The following is an 18,917-nucleotide window of genomic DNA, read 5'->3' as shown; positions in this document are numbered from 1 at the left end:
TGGTCTGTAGGAACTCGGTCAGTGTGGGAGCTGGCTTGCCTGCGATGGCATTCTTTCAGGCCGCGATTAGTGAGCAGGCCCATCGCTATCGCAGGCAAGCCAGCTCCCACATCTGATCTCATTTCAATCACAAGAATGCCTAGCGTTCATGTACATAGGTACCCGGCGCCGCTTCAGCGGCTGCATAGGTTTTATTGCCTAATGTCGTCGGGGCTTTTTTCAGTTTTCCCGCCCGCTCCGCCTGCCACACCTGCCAGTGCAGCCACCACGAATCGGTGTGCTTGGTCGCATCTTCTTGCCACTCCAGCGCACTGCCGGCCAGGCCCTCGCTGGTCTGGTAGCGCGCTTTGGGGTTGCCCGGCGGGTTGAGGATGCTCTGGATATGCCCGCTGCTGGACAGTACAAACTCGACCTTGCCGCCGAACAACTGCGCTGACTTGTAGCAGGACTGCCACGGCGTGATGTGGTCGTTGGTGCCGGCCAGGGAATAGATATCGGCAGTGACCTGCTTGAGATCGATGGGCGTGCCGCACACTTCCAGGGCGTTGGCCCGTACCAATGGGTTGTTTTTGAACAGTTCGATCAGGTCGCCATGGAACGCGGCCGGCAAGCGTGTGGTGTCGTTGTTCCAGAACAGGATGTCGAACACCGGCGGCTCGTTGCCCAGCAGGTAGTTGTTGACCCAATAGTTCCAGATCAAGTCGTTGGGGCGCATCCAGGCAAAGACCTTGGCCATGTCGCGGCCTTCCAGCACGCCGGCCTGATAGGAGTGGCGCTTGGCCGCTTCCAGAGTCTGTTCATCCACAAACAACGCCACCTGGGTGTCCAGGGTGGTATCCAGCACGCTCACTAGCAGCGTCAGGGCGTTGACCTTCTTCTCGCCCAGCGCCGCGTAGTGGCCCAACAGTGCGGTGCAGGTGATGCCGCCGGAGCAGGCACCGAGCATATTCACGTCTTTGCTGCCGGTAATTGCCGTGACCACATCGACCGCTTCCTTCAGCGCCTCGATATAGGTGGATAGCCCCCATTCGCGCTGGGCCTTGGTGGGGTTGCGCCAACTGACGATAAAGGTCTGCTGGCCATTACGCAGGCAGAAGCGTGCCAGGCTTTTATCCGGGCACAGGTCGAAGACGTAGAATTTGTTGATCTGCGGCGGTACCACCAGCAGCGGGCGTTCGTGTACCTGTTCGGTGATGGGCTTGTACTGGATCAGCTCCAGTACATCGTTGCGAAACACCACCGCGCCTTCGCTGGTGCCCAGGGTCTTGCCGACTTCAAAGGCGCCCATGTTGACCTGGCTGGGCATACCGCCGTTGTGCACCATGTCCTTGGCCAGGTGGGAAAGGCCGTCGAGCAGGCTTTTGCCTCCGGTTTCAAAGAAGCGCTTGACCGCCGCCGGGTTGGCCGCGCTGTTGGTGGGGGCCATGGCTTCGGTCATCAGGTTGATCACGAAGTGGCCGCGGCTGATGTCTTGTGCCGACAGGTTGCTGTCGTCGATCCAGTCGTGAAGCTCCTTGCGCCACGCCAGGTAAGTCTGCAAATAACGTTTGTAGAGCGGGTTCTGGCTCCAGGCCGGGTCGTTGAAGCGACGGTCGTCGCCCTCGGGCACCAGCGCGGATTTGCCGAACATCACATTCTTCAATTCAACGCCAAAGTGGGCGACGTGCTTGACGCTGTGCAACGGTTGCTTGATGGCTTGGGTCAGCACCATCTTGGCCGAGGCCAATAAATCCTTTTTGCGTAACGCGATGATCGGGTTCAACCCCAGGGTGTTTTCCGAGGCCTGGCGTTTCAAGTCATCGTTATTCTTGTTACTCATCTACGACGCTCCATTGTCCGAAAGACGAGTACCGGCGATTGCTGCGCACCCAATTTCGATACACGACACCAGCCTGGTACTGCGACTCGGGTGACCGTTGATACCGCATCGTCAAATGCAGGGAACTTGCCAGCTCCATTGGTTACCCGAGTTTATTTTTTTTCGCAAGCAGGCCAATCGTTGGCCACGCGACAGGGCATTCAAGCAGATGAAATTAGAAAATGCGCTCTAAACAGCAAGACCCCTGTGCTAGAGCATCAGCCGCACGACCGACTCACTCGGATCGCGGGTTTTTCCAGCGGCTTTGAGTTCGGCCAGGTAGTCGGCCCATAGAGCGTCCTGACGTACGGCCAGCTGATAGAGATAGTCCCAGGTGAACAGTCCGCTGTCATGACCGTCGTCGAAGGTCAATTTCAGTGCGTACTGGCCGGCCGGTTCCAGCTTGATCAACCGGACGTTGAGCTTGCCGAATTGCAGGATGGGTTTGCCGTGGCCCTGGACCTCGGCAGAAGGGGAGTGCACCCGCAGGAATTCGGCGGGCAACTGGTAGGTTTCGTCTGGCCCGTAGGTCAGGCCGAGGGTATTGGAGGTTTTGTGCAGGTTTACTGCGGTAGGAAATTTCGACATTGGAGATAACCCTGAAGGAACCGGCCCAAAATGTGGAAGGGACCAACGTGGGAGCCGGGCTTGCCCGCGATGCAGGCACCTCGGTGTTTCAGGAACACTGAAGTGATGCTATCGCAGGCAAGCCAGCTCCCACACAAGCCACTCCCACATTGGGTGAGGCTTACAGGATATAACGAGACAAGTCTTCGTTCTGCGCCAATTCGCCCAAGTGGCTGTTGACGTAGTCAGCATCGATCTTGATCGCTTCGCCATTCTGCGCACCGGCCATGTCGCCGGCGCTGAACGACACTTCCTCAAGCAGGCGCTCAAGCAAGGTATGCAGGCGACGGGCACCGATGTTCTCGGTCTTCTCGTTGACCTGCCAGGCGATCTCCGCCAGGCGCTTGATACCGTCAGCCTGGAATTCGATACCCAGCCCTTCGGTTTTCAGCAGCTCGCGGTACTGCTCGGTGAGCGAGGCATGCGGTTCGCTGAGGATGCGCTCGAAGTCGCCCGGCGTCAGTGCCTTGAGTTCCACCCGAATCGGCAGGCGGCCTTGCAGCTCGGGCACCAGGTCGCTCGGCTTGCTCAGGTGGAAGGCACCGGAGGCGATAAACAGGATGTGGTCAGTCTTGACCATGCCCAGCTTGGTGTTGACCGTGCAGCCTTCGATCAGCGGCAGCAAATCGCGCTGCACGCCTTCGCGGGAGACATCCACGCCGCCGGAGTTACCACGCTTGGCCACCTTGTCGATCTCATCGATAAACACAATGCCATGTTGCTCGACCGCTTCCAGGGCCTTGGCCTTGAGTTCTTCCTCATTGACCAGGCGCCCGGCTTCTTCGTCGCGCACCAGCTTGAGCGCATCCTTGACCTTGAGCTTGCGGCTTTTCTTCTTGCCCTTGCCCATGTTGGCGAACAGGTTTTGCAACTGGCTGGTCATTTCTTCCATGCCAGGCGGGGCAGAGATATCCACGCCGGACACTTCGGCCACTTCGATCTCGATTTCCTTGTCATCCAACTGGCCTTCACGCAGGCGCTTGCGGAACAGCTGACGGGTGTTGGAATCCGACGAAGGTGCGGCGTCTTCGTTGAAACCCATGCGTGCCGGTGGCAGCAGGGCGTCGAGGATGCGCTCTTCAGCGGCGTCTTCGGCGCGATGGCTGACCTTGGTCACTTCCTGTTCGCGCAGCATCTTCAGGGCGGCGTCAGCCAGGTCGCGAATGATCGACTCGACATCGCGGCCCACATAACCGACTTCGGTGAATTTGGTCGCTTCGACCTTGATGAACGGTGCATTGGCCAATTTGGCCAGCCGCCGAGCGATCTCGGTCTTGCCGACGCCGGTAGGGCCGATCATCAGGATGTTCTTGGGCGTTACTTCAACGCGCAGTTCTTCCGGCAGTTGCATCCGGCGCCAGCGGTTACGCAGCGCAATGGCAACGGCGCGCTTGGCATCGTCCTGGCCGATGATATGGCGGTTGAGTTCATGGACGATTTCGCGGGGAGTCATGGACATAGTGTTTGGCGGCCTCAAGCCTGAATAAGCCCAGGGCTTATTCGGCGAGGTCCTGCTCCTCAATGGTCTGGTTGTGGTTGGTGAACACGCAGATATCGCCAGCGATACCCAGGGCGGTCTCGACGATTTCACGGGCCGACAGGTCGGTTTTCTTCAGCAGCGCGCTGGCCGCAGCCTGGGCGTAGCCGCCACCTGAACCCATGGCGATCAAGCCATGCTCGGGTTCAACCACGTCGCCGTTGCCGGTGATGATCAGGGAAGCATCTTTGTTCGCAACCGCCAGCATAGCCTCCAGGCGGCTGAGGGAGCGGTCGGTGCGCCATTCTTTGGCAAGCTCTACAGCGGCGCGCACCAGGTGGCCCTGGTGTTTCTCAAGCTGGCCTTCGAAACGCTCGAACAGGGTAAAGGCGTCGGCGGTTGCGCCTGCGAAGCCGGCAAGCACCTGGCCGTGGTACAGGCGGCGCACTTTCTTGGCGTTGCCTTTCATCACGGTGTTGCCCAGGGAAACCTGGCCGTCGCCGCCCATGACAACTTTGCCGTGGCGACGTACTGAAACGATGGTGGTCAAGGGGAGAGTCTCCACGCAGCGGGGCGAAAATGCCCTGATGGAAACTCATATGGGGGTGGCGAGGGGGATTTCAACCGTAGGGAGGCAGGGCGGACGAGTGGTGATCGTTCCCACGCTCCGCGTGGTAATGCCGCCTTGGGTGCTCTGCGCCTGCTCTGTGACGCAAAGCGTCAAGGGGCACGTTCCCACGCGGAGCGTGGGAACGATCAGTGAGTATGAGTCAGCGGCTCTGGCGTTGTTGTAACAACAGGTTGCTAAACCCGGCGCCGGCCAATTGCTTTTGCGCCACGGTCAGCTGTTCACGGTTGCTGAACGGCCCCACCAATACGCGATACCAAGTCGCATCCTTCACCGTGCCGGACTCAACCGATACCGATTGGCCCAACAGAATGATCTGTGCGCGTACACGGTCCGCATCCGCCTGTTTCGGGAACGAGCCCGCTTGCAGGAAGAACTTGGTCACCGGCGCAGCCTTGGTTGCAGCCACCGGCGGTGCTGGCGGCGGCGTGATACCGGCCAGCGCGGCCTGGGCGCGCGCCGTGTCGATTTTCGCCGCTTCCGCTGGGGTTACCGGCGTGGTCGGCACTTGTGGCGTCGGCAGGGTTTTTTCCGGCACGGCGTCAGGCGGCACGATCACTTCCGATTCCGGCAGCAGCGTGTAGAAGTCGTACTTGGGCTTTACCGGTGCAGTCGGGCTCGGCGCGGTCTTGTTGGCTTCGGCGATCTTAGTGGCCTTTTGCTGCTCCTGTTTGACGCGCTTGACGTCATCGCCCTGGCCGGGCTCCAGCTTCATCAGAAACACGATAAATGCGCCGACCGTAAGGCCGATGGCCATCCACAACCAACCCGGAATCGGTTGCTTCGCCGGGGCCTGGTAGCGGCTGGCGCCGCGCTTGGGTGCAGGTTTTTTCTTGGCAGCCAACTTACATACGCTCCAGAGTTTCCAGGCCCAAGAGTTCCAGGCCTTGCTTGAGGGTGCGTCCAGCCAATGCGGCAAGGCGCAGGCGACTTTGTTTCTGGGCTTCGTCGTCGGCGGTCAGGATCGGGCAGTTCTCGTAGAAGCTGGAGAACAGGCCGGCCACTTCGTACAAATAGGTGCACAGGATGTGCGGCGTGCCTTTTTCGCCAACGCTGTTGAGCACTTCGCCAAATTGCGCGAGCTTGGCCGCCAGTTCCTGTTCGTGGGCGGCGTCCAGCGCGATCTGGCCTTCGACTTCGCTGAAGTCCTTGCCCAGCTTGCGGAATACCCCGGCCACGCGGGTGTAGGCGTACAGCAGGTACGGCGCGGTGTTGCCTTCGAAGTTGAGCATCAGGTCGAAGTTGAAGCTGTAGTCGCTGGTGCGGTGCTTGGACAGGTCGGCGTATTTCACCGCGCCAATGCCCACCACGCGGGCAATATTACGCAGGTCCGCCTCGGCCAGCTCCGGGTTCTTTTCCTTCACCAGGTTGTAGGCACGTTCCTGGGCTTCGGTCAGCAGGTCGATCAGCTTCACGGTGCCGCCGTCGCGGGTCTTGAAGGGGCGGCCATCGGCGCCGTTCATGGTGCCAAAGCCCATGTGCTCCATGTGCATCGGGTGGGTGACGAAACCGGCGCGACGCGCCACTTCGAACACCTGCTGGAAGTGCAGGGCCTGGCGCTGGTCGACGAAGTACAGCGCACGGTCAGCCTTGAGCACGCCACTGCGGTAACGCACGGCGGCCAGGTCAGTGGTGGCGTAGAGGTAGCCGCCATCGGCCTTGACGATGATCACCGGCAGCGGCTCGCCGTCGGCGGTCTTGAATTCTTCGAGGAACACGCACTGGGCGCCGTTGCTTTCGACCAGCAGGCCCTTGGCCTTGAGGTCGTTGACCACGTTGATCAGGTCGTCGTTGTAGGCGCTTTCGCCCATCACGTCGGCCATGGTCAGTTTCACATTGAGCAGCTCGTAGATTTCCTGGCAATGAGACAGGGAAATTTCACGGAAGCGGTTCCACAGCGCCAGGCACTCTTCGTCGCCGGCTTGCAGCTTGACCACCAGGCCCCGTGCGCGGTCGGCGAACTCTTCAGACTCGTCAAACCGCTTTTTGGCGGCGCGGTAGAAGTTTTCCAGGTCGGCCAGCTCGTTGCTGGTGATCGGGTTTTCCTGCAGGTAGGCCATCAGCATGCCGAACTGGGTACCCCAGTCGCCAACGTGATTCTGGCGGATCACGGTGTCGCCGAGGAATTCCAGCACCCGTGCCACGCCGTCGCCAATGATGGTGGAGCGCAGGTGGCCCACGTGCATTTCCTTGGCCAGGTTCGGCGCCGACAGGTCGATGACCACGCGCTGGCTGTCGCCGGCCTTGCGTGCACCGATGCGCGCATCGGCCAGGGCGGCATCCAGGCGCGACGCCAGGGCCTGGGTGTTCTGGAAGAAGTTGATAAAGCCTGGGCCGGCAATTTCGGCCTTGGTGACACTGGCATCAGCCGGCAGGGCTGCGATGATTTTTTCTGCCAGGTCGCGCGGTTTCATGCCGGCCGGCTTGGACAGCATCATCGCGATGTTGCTGGCGAAGTCGCCATGGGTCTTGTCGCGGGTGTTCTCCACCTGGATCGCCGGCGACAGGCCTTCAGGCAACACACCTTCGTTGACGAGTTGGGTGAGGGCTTGTTGGATCAGCTGGCGAATGGTGTCTTTCATGGTGTTCTCTTTCGACCGCAAGCGGCGGCGCGCGATGCGCAGGTGGAAAAACTGGGCATTATCCGTGGCGAGGGCGGGCTTGCCAACCGTTCAGACTATATGGCGGACCTGCGGGCCTCTTCGCGGGCAAGCCCGCTCCCACATTTAAGGGGGTTTACATTTCATAATGTGCGAGCTGGCTTGCCTGCGGTGACGTAATTACCCTCAATACAAATCTACCGGGTCTACATCCAACGACCATCGCACCTGCCGACCGCTGGGCAGTTGCTCCAGCTCAAGCATCCAGCGACTTAATAGCCGATGCAGCGGGGCGCGGGAGGTTGCCTGCAAGAGTAGCTGAGCGCGATAACGTCCGGCGCGCCGCTCCATGGGCGCTGGCACCGGGCCGAGTAGTTCGATGCCACTGAGGGCCAGTTCGCCCAATAAACGCTCAGCGGCGCTGCAGGCCTCATCAAGAAAGCCTTCGGCCTGCCCGGGTTTGTGAGCTTCGGCACGCAGCAGCGCCAGGTGCGCAAAGGGCGGGAGGCCGGCGGCGCGGCGTTCGCTCAAGGCCTGTTCGGCGAAGGCAAAGTAGCCTTGTTCCGTCAGTTGAATCAGCAGCGGGTGGTCGGCCAGGTGCGTCTGGATAATCACCCTGCCTGGCTCTTCGGCCCGCCCGGCGCGTCCTGCCACCTGCACGATCAACTGCGCCATGCGTTCGCTGGCGCGAAAATCCCCGGAGAACAGTCCTCCATCGGCATCCAGGATCGACACCAGGGTCACCCGTGGGAAGTGATGCCCTTTGGCAAGCATCTGCGTGCCCACCAGGATGCACGGTTGGCCTTTGTGGATGGTGGTGAACAGTTGGTTCATGGCGTCTTTGCGCGATGTGCTGTCGCGGTCCACCCTTAGCACCGGGTAGTCCGGGAACAGAATGCCGAGGCGTTCTTCGGCGCGCTCGGTGCCGGCGCCCACGGGCCGCAGGTCCACCTTGCCGCACTGCGGGCAATGGCGCGGTACCCGTTCCACATGGCCGCAGTGATGGCAGCGTAACTCGCCGTGGCGCTGGTGCACCGTCATGCGCGCATCGCAGCGCTCGCACCCGGACATCCAGCCGCAGTCATGGCACAGCAGCGTCGGGGCGAAGCCGCGGCGGTTGAGAAATACCAATACTTGCTGGCCGGCGGCCAGGGTCTGGCCAATGGCCTGTTGCATCGGGCCGGAAATACCGCTGTCCAGCGGACGGCTTTTCACGTCCAGGCGCAGGAAGCGCGGTTGTTTGGCGCCGCCAGCACGCTCGTTCAGGCGCAGCAGCCCGTAACGGCCGGTGTAGGCGTTGTGCAGGCTTTCCAGGGACGGCGTGGCCGAGCCCAGCACAATCGGGATGTCTTCCTGGCGGGCGCGTACCAGCGCGAGGTCGCGGGCGTGGTAGCGCAAACCTTCCTGCTGTTTATAGGAGCCATCGTGCTCCTCGTCGACGATGATCAGCCCGGGGTTTTTCATCGGCGTGAACAGTGCTGAGCGCGTGCCGATAATAATGTCGGCCTCGCCATCCCGCGCCGCCAGCCACGACTCCAGGCGTTCACGGTCATTGACCGCCGAGTGTACCAGGGCGATCCGGGCATTGAAGCGTTGCTCGAAACGCGCCACGGTCTGCGGGCCCAGGTTGATCTCGGGGATCAGCACCAGTGCCTGCTTGCCCGCCTGCAGGGTTTCGCGGATCAGTTGCAAATAGACTTCGGTCTTGCCGCTGCCGGTGACGCCGGCCAGCAGGAATGCATGGAAACTGTCGAAACCGGCGCGAATCGCCTCATACGCGGCGCGTTGCTCGGGGTTCAGCGGCAACTCCGGCTGGGCCAGCCAGTGTTCGTGGCGCGGGTCCGGGGCGTGCTTGCGGATTTCCACCTGCACCAGGCCCTTGGCCAGCAGCAGGTCGAGGCTGTCTTTGCTCAGCATCAGCTTGCTTAATAGCTGATGGGCCACGCCGTGTGGGTGCTGTGCCAAGGTGGCCAGGGCCTCACGCTGGCGCGGGGCGCGGGCGATGCGCGGGTCGTCGAGGCGTGCGCCCGGCACCATCGACCAGAAACGCTCCTGGCGCGCTTCGGCCAGTTCGCCCTGGCGCAGCAGCACCGGCAGCGCCCAGCTCAAGGTATCGCCCAGGCTGTGTTGGTAATACTGCGCGGTCCACAGGCACAGCTTGAACAGCGCGGGCGGCAGCGGTGGTGTGGCGTCGAGCAGGGCAATTGCCGGCTTGAGCTTTTCGGCAGGCACTTCGCTGTGGTCGGTGACTTCCACCAGAATGCCGATCATTTCCCGGCGTCCGAACGGCACGCGCACGCGCATGCCCGGCTGCAACTGCGCACGCGACACGCCGGGCGGGGCCCGGTAATCGAACAGGCGGCGCAGGGGCGAGGGCAGGGCTAGGCGCAAAATGGCGTCGGGCACGCGAGGAGTCTCATCTATTAAGGCAAGCGGTGGCGCAGGGGCGGGAGCCTAGCAGACCGGGGTTGTCACGTCTCCAGTACTGGAACCGGATCTTGTGGGAGCTGGCTTGCCTGCGAAAGCGCTAGTGCAGTAACAGATGCAGTGACTGACACACCGCCTTCGCGGGCAAGCCCGGCTCCCACATTGACGGCGGTGTGTGAGGAATATCTGATGAAAGGAAGTTTTCGACCATTCCCGCCGCTTGCGTGATTAAAAAGGTCTGGTAGAATCCGCGGCCTAATTACGTGCGGTATTCGACAATAGTGTCGAGTGGCGGCACGCTAGCCCGAGGAAGTGCCATGAAAGCCGATATCCATCCAGCGTACGAAACCATCGAAGTCACCTGCAGCTGCGGCAACAAGTTCGAAACTCGTTCGAACCTGTGCAAGCCACTGGGTACTGACGTATGCAACGAGTGCCACCCGTTCTACACCGGTAAGCAGAAAACTCTGGACACCGGCGGCCGCGTACAGCGCTTCGCAGATCGCTTTGGTGCTTTCGGCAAGAAGCCTGCTGCTACTCCAGCAGAGTAAGGTTCAAGAGCCTTATGGGCTTTTACCTGCTGTTGAAAAAGGCGTCCCTTGTGGGCGCCTTTTTTGTGCCTGGAATTTGGCTGGCAACCGCTCAGGCCGATGCATTTTGCCCTGCGCCGGCAGCCGTCGTCCGCGTCGATGTGCAGCGCGTGGTGGATGGCGACACGGTGCGCCTCAAGGACGGTCGCAGCGTGCGCATGATCGGCCTCAACGCGCCGGAAACCGGCAAGAAGGGCCGCCCTGACGAGCCATTCGCTGTCGCCGCCCGCCAGCGCCTGCAGGCGTTGGTCAAGGCCAGCGATGGGCGTGTCGGCCTGGTGCCGGGGCGCGAAGGCAAAGATCATTACGGGCGCACCCTGGCTCACCTCTACGGCGCCAATGGCGAGAACCTGGAGGCGCAACTGCTGGCCGAGGGCCTGGGGTACCAAGTGGGCGTGGCGCCGAATATAGACCTGGTGGCCTGCCAGCAGGCGGCCGAAAACAGCGCCCGCCAGGCACGACGCGGGCTGTGGCGCCAATCGCCAGTGCAAAGCGTGGCGAATCTCAAGCGCTCCGGGTTTGCCCTGGTGGCCGGTCGGGTCAGCAAGATCGAGCGCAATCGCGGTGGAATCTGGATTGAACTGCAGGGTTCACTGGTATTGCGTATTGCGCCCGAGCTGATCAGCCAGTTCGATACGGCCATGCTCGATGGTCTGCAAGGTCGCACCCTTGAGGTGCGCGGTTGGGTGCAGGATCGCGCCCGTCGTGGCGGCCTGAAAAAAGGTCAATCACGCTGGCTGTTGCCAATAACAGATCCCGGCATGCTGAAATCGACGCTTTGAAGAAAAAATTGTAGACATTTTTTATTTTGATTGTGAACAGTTGAGCCCTTGTATCCCGTGGCTCTTGGCCAAAAGTCGTAGCCCAGGGCCCTTGACACCTGTGACTGCCCAGTCTTGTAGGGACTTTACGACACGCGTATCCTCGGCGGTCCGTCGACCAACAGTAAAAGCGGAATGCCGATATGTCTGATTTGAAAACTGCCGCTCTCGAATACCATGCCAATCCTCGTCCAGGAAAGCTGAGTGTAGAGCTCACCAAAGCCACTGCCACTGCCCGCGACCTGTCGCTGGCCTACAGCCCTGGTGTTGCCGAACCCGTACGTGAAATCGCCCGTGACCCAGAGCTGGCGTACAAGTACACCGGCAAAGGCAACCTGGTTGCAGTGATTTCCGATGGCACCGCGATTCTGGGCCTGGGTAACCTCGGCCCATTGGCTTCCAAGCCAGTCATGGAAGGCAAGGGCGTGCTGTTCAAGCGCTTTGCCGGCATCGACGTTTTCGACATCGAAGTCGATTCCGAAAGCCCGCAGGCGTTCATCGACACCGTCAAGCGCATTTCCATCACGTTCGGTGGCATCAACCTGGAAGACATCAAGGCGCCTGAGTGCTTCGAGATCGAAAAGGCCCTGATCGAGCAGTGCGACATTCCGGTATTCCACGATGACCAGCACGGCACCGCGATCGTTACCGCGGCCGGCATGATCAACGCCTTGGAAATTGCTGGCAAAACCCTGGGCGAGGCGAAAATCGTCTGCCTGGGCGCCGGTGCCGCGGCCATTTCCTGCATGAAGCTGATCATCAGCATGGGCGCCAAGCTGGAAAACATCTACATGGTCGACAGCAAGGGCGTGATTCAGTCCGAGCGTACCGACCTGAACCAGTACAAGGCGATGTTTGCCCATCCGTCCTCCAAGCGCACCCTGGCTGACGCCCTCGACGGTGCCGACGTGTTCGTTGGCCTGTCCGGCCCGAACCTGCTGAGCGCTGAAGGCCTCAAATCCATGGCGCCGAACCCTATCGTGTTCGCCTGCTCCAACCCGGATCCGGAAATCTCTCCAGAACTGGCCCACGCCACTCGCAGCGACGTGATCATGGCCACCGGCCGTTCGGACTACCCGAACCAGGTCAACAACGTATTGGGCTTCCCGTTCATCTTCCGTGGTGCCCTGGACGTTCGCGCCAAGCGCATCAACGAAGAAATGAAAGTGGCCGCTGCCAACGCCCTGCGTGAACTGGCCAAGCTGCCGGTACCTCAGGACGTGTGCGACGCCTACGGTGGTGCCAAGCTGGAATTCGGTCGTGAGTACATCATTCCGAAACCAATGGACAAGCGCCTGATCACCCTGATCTCCGATGCCGTGGCCAAGGCCGCTATCGAGACTGGTGTGGCTACCCTGCCGTATCCAAAGAACTACCCGCTGCAAAGCGTGGATGATGTGTTCAACGGCTAAGCCGTTGTAGACACACCCGCAAAAAAAGCCCCGCCTGAGTGATCAGTCGGGGCTTTTTTGTGGCTGATGTCCCGTGGCTGATCGTTCCCACGCTCTGCGTGGGAATGCCCACCTGGACGCTCCGCGTCTGCTTTTAAGGTCGTGACGCAGAGCGTCACAGGATGCATTCCCACGCGGAGCGTGGGAACGATCGGCCGATCAGCGTGATCAGGTCAGAACAAATCGATCGGCGCACCTTCATCCGCCGGCAGCGGGCTGCCCGGCACTGCGCCATTGCCCAGCTCATTGACCGACGGCGGTGTGTCTTCGCTCTTGAACAGCTCGAAGTACGCATTCGGCGTGCTCGGTGAAGCTGCGCGGCCACTGATCGGGTCGATGCGCAGGCTGAGGATGCCTTCCGGCTCTGGCTGGGTGTGCAGCGGCTTGTCCTTGAGCGCTGCGCCCATGTAGCTCATCCAGATCGGCAGGGCGACGGTGCCACCAAACTCGCGGCGGCCCAGGCTTTCAGGCTGGTCATAGCCGGTCCACACGGTGGTCACGTAGTCGCCGTTGTAGCCGGAGAACCAGGCGTCCTTGGACTCGTTGGTGGTACCGGTCTTGCCAGCGATATCCGCACGACCCATAGCCAGTGCGCGGCGGCCGGTGCCCTTCTTGATCACGTCTTGCAGGATGCTATTGAGGATGTAGGTAGTACGGCCATCCACGATGCGCTCGGCAACCGCTGGCGCTTGCGGTTCGGTCGGTGCGCTGGCGTTTGCGGCCGACGGCGTGCCTGGCGTCGGCTCGATGGTGATACCGCCGTTGCTCGGTGCCGCAAGGCCGTCGGTTGCCGCCACGCCATTGACCACATCACCCGGTACCCGTGGCGGATTGGCAGTAAACAGGGTGTCGCCATTGCGGCTTTCGATCTTGTCGATCAGGTAAGGCGCGATCTTGTAGCCACCGTTGGCAAAGGTGCTCCAGCCGGTGGCGATTTCCATCGGCGTGAGGGTTGCGGTACCCAGGGCCAGGGACAGGTTCGGCGGCAGGTCCGACTTGGCGAAGCCAAAGCGCGTCATGTAGTCGATGGTCTTGCCTACGCCCATCGCCTGCAACAGGCGAATCGACACCAGGTTGCGCGACTTGTACAGCGCCTCGCGGATACGGATCGGGCCGAGGAACGTGTTGGTGTCATTCTTCGGGCGCCAGACCTTGTCCAGGTATTCGTCGACAAACACGATTGGCGCGTCGTTGACCAGGCTGGCGGCGGTGTAGCCGTTGTCCAGCGCGGCACTGTAGACAAACGGCTTGAAACTGGAGCCCGGCTGGCGCTTGGCCTGGGTAGCGCGGTTGTAGTTGCTCTGCTCGAAGGCAAAGCCGCCGACCAGTGCGCGGATCGCACCGTTCTGCGGGTCCAGGGACACCAGGGCGCCCTGGGCGAGCGGCACCTGGCTGAATTTGAGGCTGTCATCCTTCTGGCGTTGCACGCGGATCAGATCACCCACCTGGGCCACGTCGGAGGGCTGCTTGGGCATCGCGCCCATGCTGTTGGTGTTCAGGAACGGGCGTGCCCACTTCATGCTGTCCCAGGCTACATGGGCTTCGCCAGAACGGGTCAGCACTTGGATGCCGTCTTTCGATACCTGGGTAACGATGGCCGGGTCCAGGCCGCTGATCGAACGCTGTTTGCTCAATTCGGTGGTCCAGGCACTCAGGGTCTTGCCCGGCAGGCGGGACTCGGGACCGCGGTAGCCGTGACGCTGGTCATAAGTGATCAGGCCTTCATGTACCGAATGGTTGGCGATTTCCTGCAAGTTGCTCGGCACCGTCGTGGTGACGCGGAAACCTTCGGTGTAGGCCTCGCTGCCATAACGGCCAACCATCTCGGCGCGGGCCATTTCAGCGATATAGGGTGCATTCACTTCGGGCGTCGGCACGTGATAGCTGGCATTCAGCGGCTCGGCCACGGCGCTTTCATAAGCGGCCTGGTCGATCTTGCCCAGCTTGTACATGCGGCCCAGGATCCAGTCGCGGCGTTCTTTGCTGCGCGCCGGGTTGGCCAGCGGGTTGAAGCGCGAAGGTGCCTTGGGCAGGCCAGCAATCATGGCCATCTGCGCCAGGCTGGCGTCACGAATCGACTTGCCGTAATAGACCTGGGACGCGGCCTCGATGCCGTAGGCGCGGTTGCCCAAGTAGATTTTGTTGACGTACAGCTCGAGGATTTCATCCTTGGTCAACTGGCGTTCGATCTGCAGCGCCAGCAGGATTTCGGTGGCCTTGCGGGAAAAGCTGCGCTCGCTGGTGAGGAAGAAGTTCTTCGCCACCTGCATGGTGATGGTGCTGCCGCCCGATTGAATATGTCCGCTTTTTACCAGTTGTGTGGCTGCACGCACCAGGCTGCTGGGGTCTACGCCGTAGTGGTTGGCGAAATTATCGTCTTCGGCGGACAGCAATGCGCTGATGAAATTGGGTGGAATATCGGCGAAACGGATCGGTGTGCGGCGCATTTCGCCGAACTCCGCGATCAACTTGTCATCGCTGCTGTAGACCCGCAAAGGAATCTGCAACTGGATACTTCTGAGGGCCTCTACGGAGGGCAAACCCGGACTAAGGTAGAGGTAGGCCCCGCTGAACACGAGCAGCAGCCCGCAGACGATGGCGACAATGGAGTACCCGAAAAACTTCAGCAGACGAATCAAGGCTTTTGGATTTCCAGAGAAAAGAAAGAGTTACGCGTCGGGGCATGCATGGCAAACGATGGATCGACCCGGGCAGCAGATAAAAAGCGGGAAAAAACGCTGGGCATTAAAGCATTTTTCGGCTTGGGGCGTCATTCGCGAGCCTTGAACAAGCCGACCGAATGCAAGGTGCCTGGCAGCAATCAGGCGAGATGACAGCCGGTATGACAGGGAAAGTTTTGGGGAGTTTTATGGGAAAGGGATTTTTCAGGCGAAAAGTCGACACGGTGTTGGGGGTCGATATCAATGACAGCGGCATCAAGCTGATCGAACTAGGCCGTTCATCAGCGGGTTTCAGCGTCCAGGGCTACGTTATGCAAATGCTGCCGCCCCAGGCGGTGGTGGACGGCACCTTGCTGGACCTTGAGGGTGTGGGCCGTATGCTGCAACAGGCACTGTCGCGCCTGGGTACCTCGGCCCGGTACGCCGCCGTGGCGGTTGCGGGCCCGTCGGTAATTACCCGGCTGATTGACATGGACGCCGGCCTCAGTGATGAGGAAATGGCCTGGAAGATCCAGATGGAAGCCGACCAGTTCATCCCCTATCCATTGGACGAGGTGGCCATCGACTTTCAGGTTCAAGGGCCATCGGCTCAAGGCCCGCAGTGGGTAGAGGTGATGTTGGCGGCTTGCCTGCGTGAGCAGGTCGAAGCGCGCGAGGCGGTTTTGGCCCTGGCGGGGCTGGTGCCGCGGGTGGTCGATGTAGAAGGGTTTGCATTGGAGCGCGCTTGCCTTCAGGATTTTGCCAGCTTCACGCCGGGTCACAGAGTCGATGGTGCACAATGGGCCTTGGATGCCCAAGGGATGGGAGTGGCTTGCGGGCTGGCCCTGAGGAGTTTCGCTGGATGACACGAATCAATCTTTTGCCTTGGCGCCAGGCCCTCGCGGAGCGCAGGCGTAAATACCTGTTGGTGCTATTGCTGGCGTTTGCCTGCGTGGCGCTCGCGGCACTGTGGTTGGCTGATCAAGTGATCGACCAGGCGATAGACCGGCAGGTAAGCCGCAACAGCCGCCTGGAAGAGCACATCGCTACCCAGGACTCGCGGATCAGGACCATCGACGACTTGCAGGAGCGAAGCCAGCAACTGGCCGAACGCATGAAGGTGGTTCAGGACCTGCACGATGCCCGCTCTTCCGGTGCTCGATTGTTCGAGCAATTGGCTCGCTCGGTGCCTGAAGGTGTCCATCTGCATGAGGTGGTTGCGAACGGCGACACCATCAGCATTCGCGGCACGGCAGAAAGCAACCAGGATATCGCCCGTTTGATGCAGCAGCTCAAGCCAATCCACGGCTCCAGTTCGACCCGTCTGCAGCGCGTGCAAGCCGAAGGTGCACGCGGCGAAAGTGAATTCCAGCTGATGGTGCGTCAGGGAGAGTCCAGTGAGGCGCAACCATGAGCCTGCCCAGGCTCGATTTTTCCACGCTTTCTTACAACGCTGCCAAATGGTCCCTGCCGGGCAAGGTGTTGCTTGGCTGTGCGCTGGCCGGCCTGGTGCTGGTGCTGGGCGAGGTTTCGCATGGGGGGCCGCAGCGGGAGCGATTGCACGGGCTTGAGGCGCGGGAGCAGGCGCTGCAGCAGCAACTCACAGAAAAGACCGACCTGGCCGCGAGCCTTGAGCTGCGCACCCGGCAAGTCCGGAGCATGGAAGACAACCTTGCCAGCCTTCTAGGGCAATTGCCCGGCGAGTCCGAGCTGCCTGCCGTGCTGGAAGACATCGCCCGGCTGGCGTCTGCCCATGGGGTGTGGGTCGAAGGCATCACCGTGCTGGATGAAGCGCCTCGGCAGCTTTATATCGAACAACCCATGCAGATAAGCGCGTCCGGGGTTTACCACGACCTGGCGACGTTTGTCAGTGCCTTGGGTGGGTTGCCGCGGGTCGTTACCGTGCAGGATGTTGCGCTCGGGCATCAGGGTGCCTTGTTGCGTCTGAACATGCTCGCCAAGACCTATCGCAGCACCCTGCAAAACGGCAAGGCCCGCCAGGTGCTCGACCCAGGGCCGCAATTTGTCTACGAGCCCTCGTCCTTGCGCGACCCGTTCACGCCGCCCGCTTTGCAGGCACCCCACGTTCCGGGCCGGCCGGCCCTTGCCCCGGATTTCACCCGGCCACGGGGACTGTTGGAGGGTATGCGCCTCGATCAGTTCGAAATGGTCGGCACGTTGTCCCGTGGTGCGCAGGCCTTTGCCTTGTTGCGGGCTGGGGCCAGGGTGTATCGGCTGGCGGTGGGTGATTACCTGGGGCCGGACCATGGCCAGGTCACGGCCATTCAAGACGCTGCTGTCGAGCTGGTGGAGCTGTTTCCCGATGGACAGGGCGCCTGGCTCGAACGCCCGCGAACCCTTGTGCTGAACGTCAACTCATAACGGAATCAAACAATGAAAAGGACCTTCTCGTCCTTCGGTGTGGCGCTATGGATAGCGTTCACGGCACCGATGGCTGCTGCTGTGCCCAATCGCCTGGACCTCATCCAACTTCCGCCGCCCGACAGTGCCCCGCCGATCAGCTATACAGGCGCAAAACTGACCCTGAACTTCCAGGCCATCGACTTGCGTGCGGTATTGCAGCAAATCGCCGATGTCGCCGGGCTCAACCTGGTGACCAGCGATGAGGTGCAGGGCTCGATTACCCTGCGGCTCAAGGATGTGCCCTGGGACCAGGCTCTGGACCTGGTACTGCAAACCAAGGGCTTGGACAAGCGAGTCAAGGCGGGCGTGCTGCTGGTGGCGCCCGCCGATGAATTGGCTGCCCGAGAGCTGCTGATGCTGGAGTCGCGCAAGCAGATGGCCGAGCTGGCGCCCTTGCGTCGGGAGCTGCTGCAGGTCAATTACGCCAAGGCCGCCGACCTGGCCAAGCTGTTTCAGTCGGTGACCGGCTTTGAGGGCGCCACCGATGAGCGCGGTTCGGTGGCGGTGGATGACCGCACCAACAACATCATCGCCTACCAGACTGGCGAGCGGCTCGAAGAGCTGCGGCGCATCGTGGCGCAACTGGATATCCCGGTACGCCAGGTCATGATCGAGGCGCGGATTGTGGAGGCCAATGTCGACTACGACAAAAGCCTGGGTGTGCGCTGGGGTGGGCGGCTCACCCGCGGCAACGGCGACGTTGGCGGTATTGCCAAGCCGCCGGCGGAGGGTGCCGAGCCGCCGCAAAACCCACCCAGTTCACCCTTTGTCGACTTGGGGTCGCTGGCCGGAACCTCGGGCCTGGGGATCGCCTATATCACCGACAACCTGTTGCTGGACCTGGAGCTGACCGCCATGGAAAAAACCGGCAACGGTGAGATCGTCTCGCAGCCCAAGGTCGTCACCTCCGACAAAGAGACTGCACGCATCCTCAAGGGCACCGAGATTCCTTATCAGGAATCCACCTCCCAGGGCGCCACCTCGGTGTCGTTCAAAGAGGCTTCGCTGTCGCTTGAAGTCACGCCGCAAATCACCCCCGACGACCATGTGATCATGGCGGTCAAGGTCACCAAGGATGAGCCCGACTACCTGAACCGGCTCAATGACGTGCCGCCGATCAAGAAAAACGAGGTCAACGCCAAGGTTCTGGTCAGGGATGGCGAGACCATCGTCATTGGCGGGGTTTTCTCCAACACCCAGAGCAAAGTGGTAGATAAAGTGCCATTTTTGGGCGATGTGCCGTATCTTGGCCGCCTTTTCCGGCGCGATGTGCTGGCGGAGAAAAAATCCGAGCTGCTGGTATTCCTGACTCCGCGTATCATGAATAACCAGGCGATTGCTGTGAGTCGTTGAT

General features: G+C 61.1%; 14 protein-coding genes and 1 pseudogene. 7 read left to right on the top strand and 8 right to left on the bottom strand.

From position 1 onward, the window contains the following. Window positions 1-139 precede the first annotated feature (139 nt). The 7 genes from phaC to AC07S6_RS18865 form a co-directional block, all read right to left on the bottom strand. A complete protein-coding gene (gene phaC / locus AC07S6_RS18895) occupies window positions 140-1,819 on the bottom strand; it encodes a class II poly(R)-hydroxyalkanoic acid synthase (RefSeq protein ID WP_495112780.1) in 1,680 nt (559 codons plus the stop codon). Window positions 1,820-2,068: 249 nt separating this feature from the next. Continuing rightward, on the bottom strand, window positions 2,069-2,446 hold the full coding sequence (locus tag AC07S6_RS18890; protein WP_034125568.1) for a gamma-butyrobetaine hydroxylase family protein: 378 nt from the start codon (window positions 2,444-2,446) through the stop codon (window positions 2,069-2,071). A 160-nt stretch (window positions 2,447-2,606) separates the two neighbouring features. Continuing rightward, window positions 2,607-3,944: an ATP-dependent protease ATPase subunit HslU gene (gene hslU / locus AC07S6_RS18885; RefSeq protein ID WP_044270712.1), complete on the bottom strand. Its 1,338-nt coding sequence runs from the start codon at window positions 3,942-3,944 to the stop codon at window positions 2,607-2,609. A 37-nt stretch (window positions 3,945-3,981) separates the two neighbouring features. Continuing rightward, window positions 3,982-4,512 (bottom strand): ATP-dependent protease subunit HslV, encoded by a 531-nt coding sequence (gene hslV, locus AC07S6_RS18880; protein ID WP_003171209.1) that lies wholly within the window; start codon window positions 4,510-4,512, stop codon window positions 3,982-3,984. Window positions 4,513-4,732: 220 nt separating this feature from the next. Next, window positions 4,733-5,434 (bottom strand): SPOR domain-containing protein, encoded by a 702-nt coding sequence (locus AC07S6_RS18875; RefSeq protein ID WP_003187899.1) that lies wholly within the window; start codon window positions 5,432-5,434, stop codon window positions 4,733-4,735. 1 nt (window position 5,435) lies between these two features. Next, window positions 5,436-7,172 (bottom strand): arginine--tRNA ligase, encoded by a 1,737-nt coding sequence (gene argS / locus AC07S6_RS18870; protein WP_019817938.1) that lies wholly within the window; start codon window positions 7,170-7,172, stop codon window positions 5,436-5,438. 204 nt (window positions 7,173-7,376) lie between these two features. After that, on the bottom strand, window positions 7,377-9,596 hold the full coding sequence (locus tag AC07S6_RS18865; RefSeq protein ID WP_057975393.1) for a primosomal protein N': 2,220 nt from the start codon (window positions 9,594-9,596) through the stop codon (window positions 7,377-7,379). A 338-nt stretch (window positions 9,597-9,934) separates the two neighbouring features. On the opposite strand from AC07S6_RS18865, the gene rpmE reads away from it, so the two are divergent. The 3 genes from rpmE to AC07S6_RS18850 all read left to right on the top strand — a co-directional run bounded on the left by rpmE (window position 9,935) and on the right by AC07S6_RS18850 (window position 12,440). After that, complete coding sequence (rpmE, locus tag AC07S6_RS18860) at window positions 9,935-10,168, top strand: 50S ribosomal protein L31 (protein WP_005784030.1); 234 nt, start codon at window positions 9,935-9,937, stop codon at window positions 10,166-10,168. 14 nt (window positions 10,169-10,182) lie between these two features. Next, a complete protein-coding gene (locus AC07S6_RS18855) occupies window positions 10,183-10,989 on the top strand; it encodes a thermonuclease family protein (RefSeq protein ID WP_490614866.1) in 807 nt (268 codons plus the stop codon). A 182-nt stretch (window positions 10,990-11,171) separates the two neighbouring features. Next, entirely contained in the window at window positions 11,172-12,440 is a 1,269-nt protein-coding gene (locus AC07S6_RS18850) for a malic enzyme-like NAD(P)-binding protein (protein WP_014716577.1), read from the top strand. Between the two features lie 212 nt (window positions 12,441-12,652). Here the strand turns inward: AC07S6_RS18850 and AC07S6_RS18845 are convergent, their stop codons facing one another. After that, entirely contained in the window at window positions 12,653-15,115 is a 2,463-nt protein-coding gene (locus AC07S6_RS18845; RefSeq protein WP_495112799.1) for a penicillin-binding protein 1A, read from the bottom strand. A 233-nt stretch (window positions 15,116-15,348) separates the two neighbouring features. On the opposite strand from AC07S6_RS18845, the gene pilM reads away from it, so the two are divergent. From pilM to AC07S6_RS18825, 4 genes and pseudogenes are all read left to right on the top strand, one after another. Then, the gene (pilM, locus tag AC07S6_RS18840) at window positions 15,349-16,005 is read left to right on the top strand and encodes a type IV pilus biogenesis protein PilM (RefSeq protein WP_495112779.1); all 657 of its coding nucleotides are present in this window, start codon (window positions 15,349-15,351) and stop codon (window positions 16,003-16,005) included. Then, window positions 16,002-16,553: a PilN domain-containing protein gene (locus AC07S6_RS18835; RefSeq protein WP_495112778.1), complete on the top strand. Its 552-nt coding sequence runs from the start codon at window positions 16,002-16,004 to the stop codon at window positions 16,551-16,553. The genes pilM and AC07S6_RS18835 overlap by 4 nt, the downstream gene beginning before the upstream one ends. Then, window positions 16,550-17,521: a pilus assembly protein PilP gene (locus AC07S6_RS18830; protein ID WP_495112777.1), complete on the top strand. Its 972-nt coding sequence runs from the start codon at window positions 16,550-16,552 to the stop codon at window positions 17,519-17,521. Before AC07S6_RS18835 ends, AC07S6_RS18830 begins: the two co-directional genes overlap by 4 nt. Window positions 17,522-17,659: 138 nt before the next feature. After that, window positions 17,660-18,916, top strand: a pseudogene (locus tag AC07S6_RS18825) (type IV pilus secretin PilQ); the annotation flags it as partial. Window position 18,917 lies beyond the last annotated feature (1 nt).

The sequence above is a fragment of the Pseudomonas sp. GW821-FHT07B01 genome (assembly GCF_059419065.1).
Note: the sequence above shows the minus strand (reverse complement) of the source record. Positions and strands in the feature narration are given on the sequence as shown.